Annotated in this window: 20 protein-coding genes and 1 tRNA gene; 9 read left to right on the top strand and 12 right to left on the bottom strand. The window is 49.9% G+C overall.

Translation table 11 applies throughout. The annotated features are described in order from the left end of the window. Window positions 1-55 precede the first annotated feature (55 nt). The 4 genes from M975_RS14625 to syd form a co-directional block, all read right to left on the bottom strand. Window positions 56-505 (bottom strand): flavodoxin, encoded by a 450-nt coding sequence (locus M975_RS14625; protein WP_064560577.1) that lies wholly within the window; start codon window positions 503-505, stop codon window positions 56-58. 27 nt (window positions 506-532) lie between these two features. After that, window positions 533-1,303, bottom strand: a complete 771-nt coding sequence (truC, locus tag M975_RS14630) for a tRNA pseudouridine(65) synthase TruC (protein ID WP_064560579.1) — start codon at window positions 1,301-1,303, stop codon at window positions 533-535. Continuing rightward, the gene (locus tag M975_RS14635; protein WP_064560580.1) at window positions 1,303-1,632 is read right to left on the bottom strand and encodes a YqcC family protein; all 330 of its coding nucleotides are present in this window, start codon (window positions 1,630-1,632) and stop codon (window positions 1,303-1,305) included. The genes truC and M975_RS14635 overlap by 1 nt, the downstream gene beginning before the upstream one ends. 673 nt (window positions 1,633-2,305) lie before the next feature. Then, the gene (syd, locus tag M975_RS14640) at window positions 2,306-2,854 is read right to left on the bottom strand and encodes a SecY-interacting protein (RefSeq protein ID WP_064560624.1); all 549 of its coding nucleotides are present in this window, start codon (window positions 2,852-2,854) and stop codon (window positions 2,306-2,308) included. A 68-nt stretch (window positions 2,855-2,922) separates the two neighbouring features. Between syd and queF the strand changes: the two genes are divergently transcribed. The 4 genes from queF (at window position 2,923) to M975_RS14660 (ending at window position 8,438) form a co-directional block, all read left to right on the top strand. Continuing rightward, a complete protein-coding gene (queF, locus tag M975_RS14645) occupies window positions 2,923-3,765 on the top strand; it encodes an NADPH-dependent 7-cyano-7-deazaguanine reductase QueF (RefSeq protein ID WP_064560582.1) in 843 nt (280 codons plus the stop codon). A 115-nt stretch (window positions 3,766-3,880) separates the two neighbouring features. Beyond that, window positions 3,881-5,245 carry a nucleotide 5'-monophosphate nucleosidase PpnN gene (gene ppnN, locus M975_RS14650; protein ID WP_064560584.1) on the top strand — a complete coding sequence of 455 codons (1,365 nt, stop codon included), beginning with the start codon at window positions 3,881-3,883 and terminating at the stop codon, window positions 5,243-5,245. A gap of 475 nt (window positions 5,246-5,720) precedes the next feature. Further along, window positions 5,721-7,010, top strand: coding sequence for an HAAAP family serine/threonine permease (locus M975_RS14655; RefSeq protein ID WP_064560586.1), 1,290 nt, complete (start codon window positions 5,721-5,723; stop codon window positions 7,008-7,010). A gap of 63 nt (window positions 7,011-7,073) precedes the next feature. Next, window positions 7,074-8,438, top strand: a complete 1,365-nt coding sequence (locus tag M975_RS14660; protein WP_064560587.1) for an L-serine ammonia-lyase — start codon at window positions 7,074-7,076, stop codon at window positions 8,436-8,438. Window positions 8,439-8,619: 181 nt separating this feature from the next. Here the strand turns inward: M975_RS14660 and kduI are convergent, their stop codons facing one another. Next, the gene (gene kduI, locus M975_RS14665) at window positions 8,620-9,456 is read right to left on the bottom strand and encodes a 5-dehydro-4-deoxy-D-glucuronate isomerase (protein ID WP_064560589.1); all 837 of its coding nucleotides are present in this window, start codon (window positions 9,454-9,456) and stop codon (window positions 8,620-8,622) included. 409 nt (window positions 9,457-9,865) lie between these two features. On the opposite strand from kduI, the gene kdgT reads away from it, so the two are divergent. After that, window positions 9,866-10,861 carry a 2-keto-3-deoxygluconate transporter gene (gene kdgT, locus M975_RS14670; RefSeq protein ID WP_064560591.1) on the top strand — a complete coding sequence of 332 codons (996 nt, stop codon included), beginning with the start codon at window positions 9,866-9,868 and terminating at the stop codon, window positions 10,859-10,861. Window positions 10,862-10,915: 54 nt separating this feature from the next. Here kdgT and M975_RS14675 read toward each other — a convergent pair whose 3' ends face one another. Then, the gene (locus M975_RS14675; protein WP_064560593.1) at window positions 10,916-12,100 is read right to left on the bottom strand and encodes an aminotransferase-like domain-containing protein; all 1,185 of its coding nucleotides are present in this window, start codon (window positions 12,098-12,100) and stop codon (window positions 10,916-10,918) included. Window positions 12,101-12,263: 163 nt separating this feature from the next. On the opposite strand from M975_RS14675, the gene xni reads away from it, so the two are divergent. Beyond that, window positions 12,264-13,034, top strand: a complete 771-nt coding sequence (gene xni, locus M975_RS14680) for a flap endonuclease Xni (protein WP_064560595.1) — start codon at window positions 12,264-12,266, stop codon at window positions 13,032-13,034. Between the two features lie 80 nt (window positions 13,035-13,114). Here xni and rlmM read toward each other — a convergent pair whose 3' ends face one another. The 4 genes from rlmM to M975_RS14700 all read right to left on the bottom strand — a co-directional run bounded on the left by rlmM (window position 13,115) and on the right by M975_RS14700 (window position 16,168). After that, on the bottom strand, window positions 13,115-14,215 hold the full coding sequence (gene rlmM, locus M975_RS14685) for a 23S rRNA (cytidine(2498)-2'-O)-methyltransferase RlmM (RefSeq protein ID WP_064560597.1): 1,101 nt from the start codon (window positions 14,213-14,215) through the stop codon (window positions 13,115-13,117). Further along, window positions 14,208-14,603 (bottom strand): DUF423 domain-containing protein, encoded by a 396-nt coding sequence (locus M975_RS14690; RefSeq protein ID WP_064560599.1) that lies wholly within the window; start codon window positions 14,601-14,603, stop codon window positions 14,208-14,210. The genes rlmM and M975_RS14690 overlap by 8 nt, the downstream gene beginning before the upstream one ends. A gap of 48 nt (window positions 14,604-14,651) precedes the next feature. Next, window positions 14,652-15,569 (bottom strand): glycine cleavage system transcriptional regulator GcvA, encoded by a 918-nt coding sequence (gene gcvA, locus M975_RS14695; RefSeq protein ID WP_064560602.1) that lies wholly within the window; start codon window positions 15,567-15,569, stop codon window positions 14,652-14,654. Between the two features lie 371 nt (window positions 15,570-15,940). Next, entirely contained in the window at window positions 15,941-16,168 is a 228-nt protein-coding gene (locus tag M975_RS14700; protein ID WP_034457528.1) for a YgdI/YgdR family lipoprotein, read from the bottom strand. A gap of 193 nt (window positions 16,169-16,361) precedes the next feature. Here M975_RS14700 and csdA point away from each other — a divergent pair, with 193 nt between their 5' ends. After that, entirely contained in the window at window positions 16,362-17,567 is a 1,206-nt protein-coding gene (gene csdA, locus M975_RS14705) for a cysteine desulfurase CsdA (protein ID WP_064560604.1), read from the top strand. Then, window positions 17,568-18,008, top strand: a complete 441-nt coding sequence (gene csdE / locus M975_RS14710; RefSeq protein WP_064560606.1) for a cysteine desulfurase sulfur acceptor subunit CsdE — start codon at window positions 17,568-17,570, stop codon at window positions 18,006-18,008. Here csdE and tcdA read toward each other — a convergent pair. Both tcdA and mltA read right to left on the bottom strand, forming a co-directional pair. Then, window positions 17,999-18,808: a tRNA cyclic N6-threonylcarbamoyladenosine(37) synthase TcdA gene (gene tcdA / locus M975_RS14715; protein WP_064560608.1), complete on the bottom strand. Its 810-nt coding sequence runs from the start codon at window positions 18,806-18,808 to the stop codon at window positions 17,999-18,001. The genes csdE and tcdA overlap by 10 nt on opposite strands. Before the next feature lie 81 nt (window positions 18,809-18,889). Further along, window positions 18,890-19,990, bottom strand: a complete 1,101-nt coding sequence (gene mltA, locus M975_RS14720; protein ID WP_064560610.1) for a murein transglycosylase A — start codon at window positions 19,988-19,990, stop codon at window positions 18,890-18,892. A 232-nt stretch (window positions 19,991-20,222) separates the two neighbouring features. Here mltA and M975_RS14725 point away from each other — a divergent pair. Continuing rightward, window positions 20,223-20,299, top strand: a tRNA-Met gene (locus M975_RS14725). Window positions 20,300-20,319 lie beyond the last annotated feature (20 nt).

Here is a 20,319-nt window from a genome sequence, read left to right on the forward strand (position 1 = left end):
GGCAGGTAAATGTGATATCACCTGCCCCGGATTCGAGACTGCAATTAAAATTGTGTTATTTTAACAACGTCACCCATTGCTCAACCCACGGGTTAGCAACGGATTCTGGCTCAGGATGATCGTTGGCATCAATCGCTAAAACTGTGCCCACACGTTGAGCGCCCTGCTCTTGCAGCAAGGTATCGAATTGCTTTCCGCCACCACAAAAATGCTCGTAGTTGCTGTCGCCCAATGCAATCAAACCATAATGCAAGTCAGGCTGATAACCGACTTTGTCTTTTATCGCCTGAAACAATGGAACGATACTGTCTGGCAAATCGCCCTGGCCGGTTGTTGAAGTGACAATCAGCACATACTTGTCGCTAAATTTTTGCCAGTCGCTAAGCTCAGGATCTTCAAATACAGTTGCTTTATGACCATTCTTTTTTAGGATCGCTTCGGCTTCTTCTGCCACCAGGAGCGAGTTTCCATACATTGTCCCTACAAAAATTCCCACTTCGGCCATCAGTTAACTCCTTGCGTTACGGCGGTATTATTCATCCTGGCCGTTGCTTGCAACAAACTCAACTCTTTCTACATCACTGAGCAATCCGCGCCAGCCAAACTGTGACATCATCTGCATCCAGGTGTCATCAAGGCTTGCACGAAGGCACAGTGCCTCGCCTGTTATTGGGTGAGTGAGTGAAAGCTGGCTTGCGTGCAGCATTAAACGTTCACAACCAAAATGCTCAGCGGCACCACGGTTCTGGCGCAAATCACCATGTTTGGAATCGCCAATAATCGGGTGGCGCAAATGGGACATATGGCGACGCAGCTGGTGTTTGCGACCTGTTTTAGGTTCCAGCTCAACCAGGCTGTAACGTGCCGTTGGGTAGCGACCAACCGGAACAGGCATTTCAACTGTCGCCATACCGCGATAGTGCGTTACCGCAGGCTGTGGGTCTTTATTCTGCGTCGCTTTTTTATCGGCGATTTTATCCAGCTCTTCAACGAGCGGGTAATCGAGCAACGCCTCATCTTCCAGCCAGCCGCGGGTGACCGCGTGGTAACGCTTTTGAATTTGATGGTTTTCAAACTGCTGTGACAACAAATGGGCGACTTCGCTGGAAAGCGCCATCAGCAATACGCCAGATGTTGGCCTGTCGAGGCGATGAACGGTGAAGACATGCTTACCGATTTGATCGCGTACTGTCTGCATCACAAAGACAGTTTCATGCCTGTCGAGCCAGCTGCGATGCACCAACCAACCTGACGGTTTGTTAACGGCCACCAGCCATTCATCCTGATAAATTATTTCCAGCATCAGGATTTGTCACTCGCAAAGATCGCATCAAGATCTTGCAGCGCTTTTAACAGCACGTCACGCTCGATTTGTGTCGCATCCAGCGCCATTTCATAATAAGGCGCGATGGCAAAATCAACAGGCAAAGGTTGTTGAGCATCAAGAAGTGCGTGCATTCGGGGAATCAGAACCCACTGCAACCATTCATGGGGTTGCATTGTATCCAGGCAAAAGGGTTGCGTGCTTTCAAAGGCTTCAGCGTCTGGAGCACAGCCCTGCCAAAGTTGATGGTCACGCAAAACCTGTTCAATGATGTGTAGATGCTGGCGTACCAGCGCGTGGCGTTCCATGAAAACCTCGAGCATCAGTCAAAAAGAAGCCGGCAAGCATACCACTTCTTACTTTCTTCACTTCTTACTGCGGGCGAAAAAATGCATAAAAAAAGGGAGCACTGTATAAACAGTGCTCCCGGTTCGTTTCGCAGCTAATCCGGCTACTTTTGGTGCTCCCTGCTCGTCCGTGACAACTATGTCCTGCGGTCTCCTGACCTACAATCCGTCGTACTCGCGTCCTGCTACCATCATCCTGTGGTGTTCCGGCATCATCCTGATGCATTATCCTTTGGTCTTCCAGACCCACCGAACATCCAAATTCGGCTCTCTTTCTCCGTCCTGGAGGTGTCCCTTACTCTTCCTGAGTGATCCTCTTGCTTCGTCCTGAAGCCTTCCTTGCAACACCATCCTGGTGTTTTCCGCTTCTTCAATGAAGTGACATCATCCTGACATCTCCTTCACTTCCCGACTTCCTGTCGACGGACATAGAATCTACCATTTCGTTCATTCTGGCAAGGTACTCACAAGCGAAGCTTACAATAGCTTTCATTCAAAAGCAGATACTATCAATCATAAGATAATGATAAATAATGATTTTGTTATTTATTACTCACAAAAGTCTGCATGAAAAGTTAGAGATCTCTTACAGCTTATGTAAGAGATCTCTCACAAACTCGATAGCGATCTACGCTTAGTTAACCTGTGGTTCGAGTTCGTTAAGGAACAAAACCAGTGATGGGGCGAGTGTTTTGCGCTGCTTTGTACCAATTTTCTCCAGCACCACTTCACCCGTCAGATTGCACAGCGACACCACTTCCATTTCATCTGGCGTAGTAGCAAGGAACAATGTCGGTGACAGTTTCAGACGCTTTTGGGTCACCAGATGGCCAATCAGGTTTTCCTGCACGCGCTGGAAGTCGTCCTCGCTCCAGGCTTGCAGCAGCGTTAACGCCTGGTTGCCACACAATGCGGGCATGTCGCCAGCAAATTGCGTGGTGTAAAACTGGTGCGCACCGGGCTGCAAGGCAATATCCATTGCACGCTCGACCGCGCTAAGATCGTTTTCGGGAGTAAAAGGCTGGGGTTGCCAGCGCACATCGTTGCCGGTTGTCGTCACGATACACGGTGACGGCACGCCATATAATTCTTCGCTGGCAGGCCAACCACCTATCTGTTCACGCCATGCGTGACAAAAGCGATTCGTAAAATCTTCCAGTGCCTGACGTACGTCGTTATCCACTAATTTCTCACTCGTTAAAGGCTGCGGTACAATATAGACCAATTGTACCTGCATTCTATTGGTGACACATGTCTTATGAAAAACACCAGGCACTGAGCGGCCTGACGCTGGGCAAGCCAACCGCTTACCAGGATAAATATCAACCCTCTTTACTACAAGCCGTGCCGCGCAGCCTTAACCGCGACCCACTCGGCTTGCAGGCTGATAACCTGCCATTTAGTGGCGGTGATATCTGGACGCTGTACGAGCTGTCATGGCTGAACAGCAACGGGCTGCCACAGGTCGCCGTCGGGCATGTACAGCTTGATGCGAACAGTGTAAATCTGGTCGAGTCCAAAAGTTTTAAACTCTATTTGAACAGCTTTAACCAGACACAATTCGCAGACTGGGAAAGCGTCGAAGAAACGTTAAAGCGTGATTTAAGCGCCTGCGCACAAGGCGATGTCAGCGTGGTGTTGTTCCGTTTACGTGAACTCGAAGGCCAGGAAATTGCGGCATTCACAGGCGAGTGCATTGATGAGCAAAATATCACTATTGATAACTACGAATTTAACGCCGATTACCTGAATGGTGCTGCGGGCGAAGAAATTGTCGAAGAAACGCTGGTCAGCCATCTGTTGAAATCCAACTGCCTGATTACCCATCAGCCGGATTGGGGCTCTGTTCAGATTCGCTATCGCGGCCCGCGTATCGACCGTGAAAAGCTGCTGCGTTACCTGGTGTCATTCCGCCACCACAACGAATTCCACGAACAATGCGTTGAACGCATCTTCAACGACATCCAGCATTTTTGCAGCCCGGAAAGCCTGAGCGTCTATGCCCGATACACCCGCCGTGGTGGGCTGGACATCAACCCGTGGCGCACAAATACTGATTTCCACCCGGCATTTGGCCGCCTGGTGCGTCAATAAGTGCGAAACACCTCGCAGCCTGGGGAAGGATTATTGTTTTCAGGTTGTTAAATTGACGATGCCAGGGCTATTGTAATCATTGGGAGCAGCACTTTTCGCTTCGTAAGGAGTTAACTTGATTACACATATTAGCCCGCTAGGCTCAATGGATATGTTGTCGCAACTGGAAGTCGATATGCTTAAACGCACGGCCAGTAGCGACCTTTATCAACTGTTTCGCAATTGTTCACTTGCCGTACTTAACTCAGGAAGCCAGACGGATAGCAGTAAAGAGCTGTTGTCGCGTTACGAAAACTTCGATATCAACATTTTACGCCGCGAACGTGGCGTCAAACTTGAGCTGATTAATCCACCTGAAGATGCGTTCGTCGATGGGCGTATCATCCGGGCTTTGCAAGCTAACCTGTTTGCCGTTTTGCGCGATATTTTATTCGTCAACGGCCAGCTCTCAAGCGCCGGTCGTTTCCAGAATCTCGACCTGGAAGACCCCGCCAATATCACCAATATGGTGTTCTCTATTCTGCGAAATGCCCGCGCGCTACACGTTGGCGAAGCGCCAAACCTGGTGGTTTGCTGGGGCGGGCACTCAATTAACGAAAACGAATATCTCTACGCTCGTCGCGTCGGCACTCAATTGGGCCTGCGTGAACTCAATATTTGTACCGGCTGCGGCCCAGGTGCGATGGAAGCACCCATGAAGGGTGCGGCGGTAGGTCATGCCCAACAGCGTTATAAAGAAAGCCGCTTTATTGGTATGACAGAGCCGTCGATTATTGCCGCTGAGCCACCAAACCCGCTGGTGAATGAGCTGATTATCATGCCTGATATTGAAAAACGTCTTGAAGCGTTTGTTCGTATCGCGCACGGTATCATCATCTTCCCGGGCGGCGTGGGAACGGCTGAAGAGCTGCTTTATCTGCTCGGGATTTTGATGAACCCGCATAACCACGATCAAGTCTTGCCATTGATTCTGACCGGGCCGAAAGAGAGTGCGGACTACTTCCGCGTGCTGGACGAATTTATCGTCAATACGGTGGGCGAGCAGGCTCGTCGTCATTACCAGATTATTATCGATGATCCGGCTGAAGTAGCACGCCAGATGAAAAAAGCGATGCCAAAAGTGAAAGAGAATCGCCGTGAAACGGGTGATGCTTATAGCTTCAACTGGTCGATTCGTATCGCCCCTGACCTACAAATGCCGTTTGAGCCAACCCATGAAAATATGGCAAACCTCAATCTGTATCCAGACCAACCGGCAGAGCAACTGGCAGCGTCTTTACGTCGCGCGTTCTCAGGCATTGTTGCGGGTAACGTTAAAGAGGGCGGTATCCGCGCAATTGAACAGTTTGGGCCGTATAAAATCCACGGTGACCCACTCATGATGAAACGCATGGATGACTTGCTTCAGGGCTTCGTTGCCCAGCACCGCATGAAATTACCAGGCAGTGCCTACATTCCTTGCTACGAAATTTGCTCCTGATCCCCAGGGCGGAATCACTCCGCCCTTCTTTTTTTTCCAGTTATTTTCTGAATTTCCCAGCCTAATCTTGCCGCAATTATGTTACCGGTATCAGAATTTTTATCTTCATGAAAACTGATGATTCCACACATCCGTGCTCTAAAAACTCTGCTTATACAGTCAATTACACTGAAGCAATAAAACAAAACACCGTTTTATAAACCAGAAAACCAGAAATTACAGGGTGTAAATATCACTCAAAACACCTGTCACAGACTGAAAAACCACAAATATCCGTACAAACAGTGGATTCTTACAATTGAGATCTCGATCACTGATGAATTGACGCCATGAATGTATCTTTCCGCCCGCTGATTATCACTGGCCAAAATTACTATAAAATCGCCCGCAAACAGCATTTAGTTTCAGAACTCAATGGCAAGTCATTGCGATTGACCCAGATTTCGAATCATATGTTCCTTTGGAGAAGTACTAGATGGAAACCACCCAAACCGGCAGTATTGCCTCGGTCGAGAGTAAAAGTTCGTGGCGCAAGTCCGATACCATGTGGATGCTGGGCTTATATGGCACCGCAATCGGCGCAGGCGTATTGTTCTTGCCAATTAACGCCGGTGTTGGCGGCTTGATCCCACTGTTCATCATGGCTATCCTTGCCTTCCCGATGACCTTCTTTGCACACCGTGGTTTAACGCGATTCGTGCTGTCAGGTAAAAATCCTGGTGAAGACATTACTGAAGTTGTGGAAGAGCACTTTGGTGTTGGCGCGGGTAAACTCATCACCCTGCTCTACTTCTTTGCTATTTACCCAATTCTGTTGGTTTATAGCGTTGCTATCACCAACACCGTAGATAACTTCATTACTCACCAGTTGGGTATGGTTTCTCCGCCACGTGCAATTCTGTCTCTGATTTTGATTGTCGGTCTGATGACCATCGTGCGTTTCGGCGAGCAGATGATCGTTAAAGCGATGAGTATTCTGGTGTTCCCGTTTGTTGCAGCACTGATGGTTCTAGCGTTGTACCTGATTCCTAACTGGAGCAGCGCGGCTTTTGATACGTTGTCTTTCAGCAGCACGCCAGCAACTGGCAGCGGCCTGTGGATGACATTGTGGCTGGCAATCCCGGTGATGGTGTTCTCCTTTAACCACTCGCCAATCATCTCTGCCTTTGCTGTCGCAAAACGTAATGAATACGGCGAAGGTGCTGAGAAGAAATGTTCCCGCATTCTGTCCTACGCACACATCATGATGGTATTGACCGTGATGTTCTTCGTGTTCAGCTGCGTACTGAGCCTGACGCCAGAAAATCTGGCAGAAGCGAAAGCGCAGAACATCTCTATTCTGACTTACCTGGCTAACCACTTTAATGCGCCAGTGATTGCCTGGATGGCACCGATTATCGCCATCGTTGCGATTACCAAATCCTTCCTCGGCCACTATCTGGGTGCGCGTGAAGGCTTCAACGGGATGATTATTAAATCCCTGCGTGGCAAAGGTAAAAGCATTGAAGTTAATAAGCTGAACCGCATTACCGCTATCTTCATGCTGGTGACGACATGGATTGTGGCCACCATGAACCCAAGCATTCTGGGTATGATTGAAACCCTGGGTGGGCCAATCATTGCCATGATTCTGTTCCTGATGCCGATGTACGCCATCCAAAAAGTACCGGCAATGAAAAAATACAGCGGTCGAGTGAGCAATATCTTCGTTGTCATCATGGGTCTGATTGCCATCTCTGCTATCTTCTACTCGCTTTTTAGCTAATCGCACATTCGCCGCCTTCGGGCGGCGCTTTCTTTCTAAAGTTACTCAGGCAACGGACGCAACATGATTAGCGTATTCGATATTTTCAAAATCGGTATCGGCCCATCCAGCTCCCATACCGTCGGCCCAATGAAAGCAGGTTTTCAATTCGCAGACGATTTAATCGCGCAAGGGATTTTGCCGAACGTCACGCGTGTGGTGGTTGATGTATACGGTTCACTCTCCCTTACCGGTAAAGGTCACCATACCGATATCGCCATTATTATGGGTCTGGCAGGTAACATGCCGGACACCGTCGATATCGACGCCATCCCACATTTTATTCAGGACGTGAATACTCACGGTCGCCTGCTGCTGGCAAACGGCCAGCATGAAGTGGAATTCCCGGTCGATAGCTGCATGAACTTCCACGAAGATAATCTTTCACTGCACGAAAACGGCATGCGTATTACTGCACTGGCGGGTGAAAGCGTTATCTACAGCCAGACTTATTACTCCATCGGCGGTGGTTTTATCGTTGATGAAGCACATTTTGGCCTCGAAGATAGCCAAAAAGTTACCGTTCCGTATCCCTATAAAAGTGCGGCGGATTTGCAGCGTCATTGCAAAGAGAGCGGACTTTCCCTGTCTGGCCTGATGATGCTCAACGAACGCGCGCTGCGCCCTCAGTCTGAAATCGACACCCACTTTGCAAACATCTGGGATGTGATGCGCAGCGGCATTGAACGTGGTATCACCACCGAAGGCGTTCTGCCGGGAAAAATGCGTGTTCCACGCCGTGCGGCGGCATTGCGCAGAATGTTGGTCAGCAGTGATAAGAATAATTCTGACCCAATGGCTGTTGTGGACTGGATTAACATGTTTGCGCTGGCTGTGAATGAAGAAAATGCGGCAGGCGGGCGTGTTGTGACGGCACCGACTAACGGTGCATGTGGCATCGTTCCTGCAGTTCTGGCCTATTACGACAAATTCATTCGCGAAGTGAATACGAACTCGTGTGCGCGTTACTTCCTTGCTGCCGGTGCGATTGGCTCTCTGTATAAGATGAACGCATCAATTTCAGGTGCAGAAGTCGGTTGCCAGGGCGAGGTTGGTGTTGCCTGTTCAATGGCGGCGGCAGGTCTTGCTGAGCTGTTGGGCGGTAGCCCAAGCCAGGTATGCATTGCTGCAGAAATTGGCATGGAACACAATCTTGGCCTGACCTGTGACCCGGTTGCCGGGCAAGTCCAGGTGCCGTGCATTGAGCGTAACGCGATTGCGGCAGTGAAAGCGGTGAATGCAGCACGTATGGCATTGCGTCGTACCAGCGAGCCACGCGTGTGCCTTGATAAAGTTATCGACACCATGTATGAAACAGGCAAAGACATGAACGCCAAATACCGCGAAACATCGCGCGGTGGCCTGGCGATGAAAGTATCCTGCGATTAATACCAAAAAGGCTCTCATCTGAGAGCCTTTTTTAATGGCGGTTTTATATCCAGGCGACACTCTAAATAATTCGCGTTGCAGAAAGGCGGTGAGTAAGGGAATCCCAATGAGCTTACTCTAGTCAGTGATTTGGGTGACCGAGTGAAACCAACGCATCTGCAACGCGAAGTATGACGAGGGTTTAGCGCAAGTCGCCCACTTTCACATGGTCCATATCATCAAACACCTGATTCTCGCCAACCATACCCCAGATAAAGGTATACGCACGCGTACCCACACCTGAGTGAATTGACCAACTCGGCGAAATCACGGCTTGCTCGTTCTGCATCACAATGTGACGGGTTTCTTGTGGCTGCCCCATCATGTGGAATACGCAGCTATCCTGCTCCAGACCGAAGTAGAAATAAACTTCCATGCGGCGTTCGTGAGTGTGGCAAGGCATGGTGTTCCACAAGTTGCCTGGTTCCAGTTCAGTCAGGCCCATACTCAGCTGGCAGGTTTCCAGCACATCTGGAACAAAGTACTTGTTGATGGTACGACGGTTACTGGTAACGCTATCGCCCAGCGTCACCGGAGAAACATCCGCAGGCGTTACACGCTTGGTTGGGTAAGTGGTATGTGCCGGAGCACAGTTATAATAGAAGCGTGCCGGGTTTGCCGGATCAATGCTTGCGAACACCACTTCTTTCGCGCCTTTACCGACATATAAACCGTCGCGAGTACCGATTTCGTAGCAGGTGCCGTCAACCGTAATGGTGCCCTGGCCGCCGATGTTAATCACACCCAGCTCACGACGCTCGAGGAAATAGCTCACGCCCAGCTGCTTACCGACTTCACCACCCACACTCACAGTACGACTGACAGGCATAACGCCACCCACAATGATGCGGTCGATGTGACTGTAGGTCATGGTGTACTCATCGGCTGTAAAAATCGTCTCGATCAGAAACTCTTTACGCAAACCGGCAGTATCCAGCGTTTTTGCGTGATCACTATGAATGCTTTGACGAATATCCATTACTTTTCCTTACAGGGAATAAGAGGCGGAAACAAAATCACGCCCGTTACTATTAATAATAATTTAGCAATTAAAATATAGTTATTCACAAAAATGCTACGTTTAACTGCACCACACAAACAGTTTATCACCAGAATAAATAAATAATGTGATCCAAATTGAAATATCGTTTCAATTTGATTGAAGTGCAATTCCAATCGGTAGATAGTTTATCTCACGAAGCGTTACCGGGGCACATTAGCCGTGGTGATTAGCTCAATGAGGTTAATGAAACTGCCATTAAGAGCAAAGAGCATCTCTTACCCAACATACTCATTAATCAGGGAAAACAAACGGTTTTCACCGCTAACTGTTAAGGCATTTTTTCATTAACACGCTGTAATTGATGAAAAAATCATAAGGAATTACCATGAAGATCAAAGCTACTATTGAACGCATTCCTGGTGGGATGATGCTGGTTCCATTGATTCTTGGAGCTATTTTAAATACTTTCGCTCCCGACACTGGCGCCTATTTTGGTTCATTTACTAAAGGGATGATAAGCGGCACCGTTCCCATTCTGGCTGTTTGGTTCTTCTGTATTGGTGCTTCTATTGATCTTCGTGCAACGGGGACGGTTCTTCGCAAGTCTGGCACCCTGGTACTGACTAAAATTGCCGTCGCCTGGGTTGTGGCAATGATTGCCGCTTCCTTTATTCCTGAAGGCGGTATTCAGACGGGCATGTTCGCGGGCCTTTCTGTTCTTGCCCTCGTTTCTGCGATGGACATGACCAACGGCGGCCTGTATGCGAGCCTGATGAACCAATACGGAACTAAAGAAGAATCAGGTGCATTCGTTCTGATGTCACTGGAATCTGGCCCACTGATGACCATGGTGATTCTGGGTTCTGCGGGTCTGGCATCCTTTGAAGCACACCACTTTATTGGTGCCGTACTTCCATTCCTGATTGGTTTTGCATTGGGCAACCTGGACCACGATTTCCGCACATTCTTTAGCAAAGCAACACCCGTTCTGATTCCGTTCTTCGGCTTTGCGCTGGGTAATACCATCAACCTGACCGTGATTATGCATACTGGCCTGCTGGGTATTCTGCTGGGTGTAGCCGTCATCATCATCACGGGTATTCCGTTGATTCTGGCTGATAAATACATCGGCGGCGGTAATGGTACGGCGGGGATTGCCGCGTCATCTGCAGCAGGTGCTGCGGTAGCAAACCCGGTGATTATCGCGCAAATTAACCCGGCATTCGAACCAGTCGCAGCATCTGCAACAGCACTGGTTGCAGCAAGCGTGATTGTAACCGCGATTCTGGTACCAATCATTACCGCACTGTATTCAAGACGAATGGGCGGGAAAGTGGCTAAAAAGAATGAAACTGATGATGTGGTAGAACTTTCACATTAATAGTTAAAACACTTAATACAAAAATGGAGCCTTGCGGCTCCATTTTTCGTCTTACTACAGCGCCGCTTTTAAGCGTTGCACCGCATCATAAAGCTGCTCTTCAGTGGCGGTTGCGTAGGAGAAGCGCAATGTTCTCTTATCTGCATTATCGCTAAAGAAGAACTCGCCCGGCACATACACCACACCTTTTTCCAGCGTCTGCTGCAACCAGCGGGTAGTATCAAATTCGTAGCGGAACTTCGCCCACAAGAACATCCCGCCCTGCGGCTGGTTAAAGGTAATGTGTTCGCCTAATTCCTGCTGCAACAGCGAAGACAATTTCAGGCACTTTTGCTTATAGGCCTCACGGATCAATTCGATTTGCGGGTCCAGGCGGTCAAGTGTGAGATACGCCGACACCAGAGATTGCGTAAAGGAGTTTGCATGTAAATCCGTGGCTTGCTTGATGATGGCCACTTTTTGCTTCATCCACTCCGGCAACACAATCCAGCCGACACGCAGGCCTGGCGCCAGAATTTTAGAAAACGTTGAGGTATAAACCACGTTTTCCGCGCTGCCACGTTCGGTAGCCACTTGCAGCAACGTTTTTTCGCGTGCATCGGTGAAGCTGATTGCGCCGTACGGGTCATCTTCAACGATGACGAAGTGATGTTCTTCGGCCAGTTTGACCAGTTGCTCACGGCGGCTGGCACTTAACGTTGTGCCGCTTGGGTTACCAAAAGTTGGTACCAGGTAGACGCCTTTAATGCGCGTCGTTTTCAATAATTCTGCTAATTCATCGACGATCATACCGTGTTCATCGCTGCCCACTGATTTCACATCGGCTTCGTTGAGGCTGAGAATTTGCAGCGTAGCCAGATAGGTCGGGCGCTCAACAACAAACACGTCGCCTGGGTTCACCAACGCGCGCATCAATAAATCCAACGCCTGCTGTGAGCCAGAAGTGATCAGCAGTTGCTCAGGGTTGGTGGTAATTCCACGTTGCTGGCACAAACCGACCAGCTGCTGGCGCAATTCAACATTGCCTTCAGTCAGGCCATACTGGAATGCATCATTAAAATTTTCAGCGACAACTTTTTGCGTCGCAATACCTAGCCCTTCGGTATCAAACAATTCGCTGGAAGGAATGCCTCCGGCGAGCGAAATCACGCCAGGCATTTTGCTGTGCTTCAATAATTCTCTGATTGCCGACGGTTGTAGAGCCTGGATACGGTGCGCGAGGTGTGAACTATTACTCATGTTGTTGTCTCTGATTTTTTTATTCGTTGAAAATATACATAGCAACCTAATTTATTAGCAATGTATTTATTGCGAGTCGTCTTCCTGAATTCCCTTCCTGGGTTCGCGGTCACCCCACAGAAATGATAGTGTGTGCAAAGCGAATGTCGAAAGCGAAATACTCATGATGATTCATTTACTTATCGTTGATGCCCTGAACTTAATACGCCGTATTCATGCGGTTCAAGGCTCCCCCTGTGTTGATACCTGCCTGCACGCGCTTGATGCGCTGATTACTCATAGTCAGCCCACGCACGCTGTCGCGGTGTTTGACGACGAAGACCGCCGCGAAGGCTGGCGACACCAGGTGTTGCCAGACTATAAAGCCGGTCGTGCGCCAATGCCAGATACCTTACATCAAGAAATGCCACTGTTGCGGGAAGCGTTCGCTAAAAGAGGCGTGGCTTGCTGGCATTCTCATGGAAATGAGGCGGATGATCTTGCTGCCACACTTGCAGTAAAAGTAGCAGTCGGTGGGCATCGCGCCACCATTGTTTCGACCGATAAAGGCTTTTGCCAACTGTTAGCGCCCACCATTCAAATCCGCGATTATTTTCAAAAGCGCTGGCTTGATGCGCCTTTTATCGCACAGGAATATGGCGTGCAGCCTGAACAACTGGCCGATTTTTGGGGGCTTGCAGGGATAAGCAGCAGCAAAATTTCTGGCGTTCCGGGTATCGGGCCAAAAAGTGCCACGCAATTGATCAATCAATTTTCCACGCTGGAGGCGCTGTACGAACGGCTGGATGAAGTGCCAGAGAAATGGCGCAAGAAGTTAGAAGAGCATCGGGAAATTGCGTTTATTAGCCGCCAGGTCGCAAAGCTACAGACGGATTTACAGCTGGATGGGAATTTGCAGCAGTTACGATTGCCAGGTGGGACGCCCTCACCCTAGCCCTCTCCCCCAGGAGAGGGAACTGTCCACCGTTTCGCTCTTGGGTTTTCACCCTCTCCCTGAGGGAGAGGGTGATTAAATTAACGCTCGTCGCGACGACCACCGACAGCTGCCCACATACGGCGCACGTGTACGGTGACTTCTTCACGATCGTGGTACAACTGGCGCGCCTGGATCTCAGCACTGATACCATGTTCCGCCAGTTTTTCATGAATCAATGCCAGGTTTTGCGACACTTCTTCATAGCGCTTCTTCATTGGCAGCTTGAGGTTGAAAATGGTTTCACGGCACCAGCCATTGATTAACCACGTTGCCATCAGACTCGCCACTTTCGCCGGTTTCTCAACCATGTCGCAAACCATCCAGGAGATGTTGTTGCGGCTTGGCTTATATTTGAAACCATCTTCCTGCAACCAGGTCACCTGCCCTGTGTCCATCAGGCTTTGCGCCATCGGGCCATTATCAACAGAACAAACCCACATGTTGCGTTGCGTTAACTGGTAAGTCCAACCACCAGGACAGGCCCCAAGGTCTACGGCATGCATCCCGTTTGCCAGGCGCTCATCCCACTCATCAGCCGGAATAAAAGTATGGAATGCTTCTTCGAGTTTCAGCGTTGAACGGCTTGGCGCTTCAGAAGGTAACTTCAGACGTTGAATGCCCATATAGAAAGGCGAGTTGTTATTGCTATAGGAATAGCCGGTATAACAACAGCCTGGCGCGATGAAGAATACATGCACAACCGGGCGTTTCGGCGTTTCGTAATTGGTCAGGATCCCCGCGTCACGCAAGCTGGCACGCAGTGGAACCGTCAGCTTACGACAGAACTTCATCAACTCTTTGCTTTCGTTGGTGTCGGCAACTTCAACACGCAGATCGCCGCCTTTCTCAACGACACCAGTCAGCATCCCGGTGATAGGCGTAATGCGATCGTCGGTCGGAAGATCTTTCAGCAGTTCACCGGCAACAATCATCTGACGGGCAAAAATCAGATCTTTGAATGGCAGCTCACGCGCCAGCTTGTCAGCGTCATCTTGCTGATAGCATTCGTAAATAACATAACCGCTGTTTTCTTTAACGCGCGCGAAACCAAAAACGCCACGCTGCCCGGCTTTATCGGTAATCTCCGCCGCGCACTCTTTCTCAAAACCTTGTCGGCAATACAAAATAACTTTATTCATGGCTCACGCCCCTACGTTTCAGGCGCATTGCACCAATCAACATCAAGATCCAACCAGCGAGAAAACTGAACCCGCCAACCGGTGTAACAAACGCCCACAGGCGTAAATGAGACAGCGCCAGGCAATAAAGACTGCCGCTAAATAGAACCGTACCGAGCGCCATAAATACGCTGCTCCAGTAAAACCAAATGCTGATCCGGCGCTGCATAGCAACCGCCAGACCAAAAATTGCTAACGTATGAAACGCTTGATACTCAAGGCCGGTTTGAATCCAGCCCATCTCCACAACACCAAGCGTTTTACTCAAGACATGCGCCCCAAAAGCACCGAGGGCAACAAAGATAAAACCGCTAACTGCGGCAAAAATCAGCATGAAACGGCTGGTCATGGTGCACCCTAAAGTAAGGCGTAGCAACATGGCTACGCGATGGTTTGCTTATTGATCATAGCGAAAACGGAATTTTTCTTGTTCGCTCGCGGTTTTCGCCAGAATCCACTGCCTGAAGGCCGCTATTTTACCCAGTTCTGCCTGGCTGTCATGACAAACAAGATAAAACGCGTTTTTACTCACCAGAACATCGTTGAATGGGCAAACTAAGCGGCCAGCTTCAAGCTCTGATTGCGCCATCACATTGTTCGCCAGAGCAATACCTTGCCCATGAATGGCGGCCTGCAGCACCATTGCGCTGTGGCTGAAAATAGGGCCTTGCTGCACATTGATATGGCTCACGCCCAACTGGCGCGTGTAAGTTTGCCAGTCACGGCGGGATGCATCGTGCAGCAAAGTATGATGAGCAAGATCTTCAGGTGTTTTGATTGGCTTATCGCCCGTCAACAGCATCGGCGAGCACACTGGCAGTAAATATTCTGCGTACAGTTTTTCTACACGCAAACCTGGCCAGTTGCCACGACCATAAAAAATCGCGACGTCGACATCGTCAGAAAGTTTATCTTCCTGGCGGTCGACGGCCTGAATTCGAACATCAATTCCCGGATAAGCTGTATTAAAGCTAGTGAGGCGTGGAACCAGCCAATGAATGGCAAAACTTGGCAACAAACTGACCGTCAGCGCACCTTTAGCACTGCGTGCCTGAAGTTTACGCGTCGCTTCGGTCAAATGCGAAAATATCTCTTTGATGTCCAGATAGTAACTTTGCCCCTCTTCCGTCAGCAATAGTGAGCGGTTACGACGGCGGAACAACTTAAGACCCAGAAAATCTTCCAGGGACTTAATCTGGTGGCTGACAGCAGCCTGAGTGACGAACAATTCGTCGGCCGCTTTAGTAAAACTCAGGTGACGAGCAGCGGCATCGAAGACACGTAATGCATTTAGTGGTGGCAAACGCTTGGACATAGTTGATTGGCTTAAATGTTAAAGTCTATTAACAAACAGGCGAACAAAGTTAACCTATTAGTTTTTTTTATCTGAGCCATTATAAATTGTCCGTTGAGGATGCACCAGCAAATACCTATAGTGGCGTCACTTCCTGAGCCGGAACGAAAAGTTATCTGAAATGCGTGTTTCGGAGGGCTTTTGGCTTACGGTTGTGATGTTGTGTTGTTGTGTTTGCAATTGGTCTGGCATTCCAGACCCCGGTAGCTAAGCTACCCCTTTTTCACTTCCTGTACATTTACCCTGTCTGTCCATAGTGATTAATGTAGCACCGCAAATTGCGGTGCTTTTTTTTGCCTGTAGTTTGAACAACTGCAATTCGAGCAAAAAGATTACTGATCCAGCTCAACCATCTCTTTTACATCCGTACGGTTAATCTGCTGTTTGTTACCGTTGGCATCTTTATAAGAAATCATCCCGGTTTCATCATCAGTTTTCGGTTTGCCATCGGACACAATGGTACGGCCATCGTTGGTGTGCATTACGTAATTCGGGCTAGAACATCCTGAAAGACCAAAAGCCATAACACCTACGAATACTGCTGCGGCTGCCTTGTTCATATTCTTCTCCTTAGTAGCGTTTAATGCTGATTAACTCTAAAAAATAAAGTGGGTGAAACATTCACCTAACATTAATTAGCATAACGCTCTTTCCCGAGCTTGCCAGTTTATGCAGACTATTCCGAAGGTCATTGATCCCTTGTGCGATTAAAGCAAATGCGCCACGATCGACGGATTGGATACGAGGAAAATCATGAAAACTTTTAATCCTGCCCAGTTTCGCAGCCAGTTTCCGGCACTGGCAGATGCCGGTGTTTATCTCGATAGCGCCGCCACGACACTCAAGCCTCTTGCCGTTATTGAAGCCAGCCAGCAATTTTATAGCCTGAGCGCGGGTAACGTTCACCGCAGCCAATTTGCGGCGGCACAGCGCCTTACAGAACGGTATGAAGCCGCCCGTGATAGCGTCGCGACTCTCCTCAACGCACCTTCAGGCAAAGATATTGTCTGGACGCGTGGCACGACCGAAGCGATAAACCTCGTGGCTCAGTGTTATGCACGCCCTCGCCTGCAACCAGGCGATGAAATCATCGTTAGCGAAGCAGAGCATCACGCGAATTTTGTGCCGTGGCTGATGGTTGCCGAGCAAACGGGTGCGAAGGTCATTAAGTTGCCGCTTGGCAAAGATTACCTCGCCGACCTAACCAAACTGCCAGCGTTGCTCAATGAGCGAACCAAAATTCTGGCATTAGGGCAGATGTCTAACGTCACTGGCGGTTGCCCGGACCTGGTTAAGGCCATCACGCTGGCTCATGCCGCGGGTGCCGTAGTCATGGTCGATGGCGCACAAGGCGTGGTGCACTGCCCGCCTGATGTACAAGCGCTGGATATCGATTTTTATGCCTTCTCCGCCCACAAACTTTATGGCCCAACCGGTATCGGTGCGCTATACGGTAAAAGCGAGCTGTTAGAAGAAATGTCGCCATGGCTTGGCGGCGGCAAGATGATCACACACGTCTCGTTTGAGGGGTTTAAAACGCAGCCGGTGCCGTATCGCTTTGAAGCCGGTACGCCAAACGTTGCGGGTGTGATTGGCCTGAGTGCAGCTCTTGAGTGGCTTGAAACGGTTGATTTAACAGAAGCAGAAACTTATAGCCGGGGGCTTGCAACATTAGCGGAAGCGCAGCTGGCTAAGCGCCCTGGTTTTCGCAGTTTCCGCTGCCAGGACTCAAGCCTGCTGGCGTTCGATTTCGAAGGCGTTCACCACAATGATATGGTCACTCTGATGGCAGAAGCCGGTATTTCACTGCGCGCCGGGCAACATTGTGCTCAGCCGTTGCTCGCAGCATTAGGTGTGAGCGGTACACTGCGCGCCTCTTTTGCGCCGTACAATACACAAAGCGATGTAGATGCGTTGGTTAAAGCCATCGACAATGCGCTGGAAATTTTGGTGGATTAAATGACAAATGAATTCCTGGCCAGTCACCCTTTTGGTACCTCAATTACCGCCGACAGCCTGCGAGCCACATTTGCACCGTTGCAGCAATGGGAAGACAAATACCGCCAGCTCATCCTGTTAGGGAAACAGCTTCCGGCACTGCCCGAAGACTTAAAAAGTGATGAAATCGAAATTGCAGGCTGTGAAAATCGCGTCTGGTTGGGGTATAGCCTCCAGGCAAATAGCACGCTGCATTTCTATGGTGATAGCGAAGGGCGAATCGTTCGGGGTTTGCTGGCGGTATTACTCACCGCTATTGAAGGGAAAACGGCGGCACAATTGCGGAATGAAGATCCGCTTGCTCTGTTTGATGATCTTGGCCTGCGCAACCAGTTAAGTGCTTCACGCAGCAGCGGGCTTGCGTCATTAGCGCAAGCCGTGCGCGTTGCGGCTCAGGCCTGATTACGCGCCGCTTTTGCCATCATTTTCTTTAATACATGGGACACCGCCACGAAACCAAAGCTGGCGGTGACCATGGTTGCCGCACCAAAACCGGATGCACAATCCATGCGTTTCGGTCCTTCGGCGGTACTTTTCATCCCACATACCGAGCCATCAGCCTGCGGATAAACCAACGCTTCGGTGGAAAACACGCAATCAATTCCGAGCTTTCCTTTACTGTTCTTCACCACGCCAAAATCGCTTTTTAATCTTTCACGCAGTTTTGCCGCTAATGGATCCTGAATCGTTTTCGCCAGATCGGTCACCTGGATCTGTGTCGGATCAATTTGGCCGCCCGCTCCGCCCGTGGTCACTAACGGAACCTTATAACGACGGCAATACGCGATAAGAGCCGCTTTCGGTCGCACGCTATCAATAGCATCAATCACGTAGCTGAAACCCTGGTTGAGCAGCTGCGCGGTGTTTTCAGCGGTAATAAAATCATCCACTACCGTGACACGGCACTCCGGGTTAATTTCACGGATACGCGCCGCCATCACTTCTGCCTTGGACTGCCCTACCGTAGCCCGCAAAGCGTGGATCTGACGGTTAGTGTTCGTCACACAAACATCGTCCATGTCGATAAGCGTAATTGCACCGATACCGGTACGAGCCAGCGCTTCTGCCGCCCAGGACCCCACGCCACCAATGCCAATCACGCAAACATGCGCATCAGCGAACAGTTGCAGAGCATCGCGGCCGTACAAACGAGCAGTACCACCAAAGCGTTGCAGCCAGGCGTCGGTCAAAACTACAGACATTACGTTATCCTCGGAAAATCTTTGCAGGTGTTATTGCAGATATAGATGACGGGCTGATTATACAGCCCGTCTGCGGGAAGATTAACCCGTGAATACACTGTTGGTGGTGCCCGGCGCATTTTTCAGCACCCAAACGCGGCCATAATGGTTGTACCAACCCGCACGGTGACCGGCATCTGCCCCAATCCCCTGGTAGATATCAAAGTGCTGCCCTTTAATCGCACCGCCAACATCCAGCGCAACCATAACGCGCAATTCATATTGCCCGCTAAATTTGCCGTTGTTATCCAGTAACGGGACTTCTGCCAGAATAGTGGTGCCCGCAGGAATAATAGAACGGTCAGATGCAACAGAGGCACGGCCAATCAACGGCACAGCACTCGCCCCTTTCACTGGTGCGAAGCTTGCTGGTTTAAAGAAGACGAAAGAGGGGTTCTGCTCAAGCAGCTCCTGCACTTGCGCCGGGCTGTGGGTTTCTCCCCAGTGGCGAATCGCCTGCATCGACATATCTTCTTTCTTGACTTCACCACGGTCGATGAGCACCTTGCCGATACTGCGGTAGGCGTGGCCGTTCTTACCCGAGTAACCAAAGAAGGTTAATGGCTGGCCGTCACCGAAATCAATATAGCCGCTGCCCTGCACATCCATAATGAAGTTGTCCATTAAGGAGTTGCTGTAAGCAATGATATAGCTGTCGCTTAGCGCACCACTGTAGATCTCAGCACGAGACGGTAAGCGCCCACGCTTTGGCGGCATACGGTAGATAGGATACTGGAACTCGCCCTGACGGGTGTAACGCGCCTGTACCACAGGAGTGTAGTAGCCGGTGAATTGCACGTTACCGTAGTTGTCTGCACCTTCCATCTGCCAGGCATCAATACCGTACTGGCTCAGCTTGCTGGTGTCGCCACCGTCACGTAGCCACTGCTGAACGGCACCATAAACATCGCTCTTGCTATTATAGAGGCGCGGAGATGCAGAACGAATCTGGTTAACTTGTTCAGCAAAGTCGCCACCGTTAATCGGTGCACCCACCGCATCGGGGCGGTTGACGAGTGAAAAAGGCTGAGAAAACTTCCCGTCCTTATATTGCTGGCCTTTATCTGTCGGTTTTGAGGAACAGCCCGCCAGAATGGCAACCATTACTCCAGTTACAATGTACTTCGTCCAACGTCCTATCATTACTTCCTCGCCCTGATTATATTTCGCGCCTGGCCCGGGATACTTCTAGATGCAGCCACGGGAAGATAGCAAACACCAGGCAAGAATTAAACGTGTTGGACCCCACACAGACCAGATGTGTTCACTATCTGTACTTAAAGTAAATTATTATCAGCTACATGTGACAAATCGGGCATTTATTAAAAAAAAGGTTGCATCAAAAGCCGGGCAGAGTATAGTGCGCTTCCACGGACGCGGGGTGGAGCAGCCTGGTAGCTCGTCGGGCTCATAACCCGAAGGTCGTCAGTTCAAATCTGGCCCCCGCAACCAATTAAAAAGTCGCTGAGTTT

Source organism: Buttiauxella brennerae ATCC 51605, assembly GCF_001654925.1.
In the GTDB taxonomy this organism is placed as follows: domain Bacteria; phylum Pseudomonadota; class Gammaproteobacteria; order Enterobacterales; family Enterobacteriaceae; genus Buttiauxella; species Buttiauxella brennerae.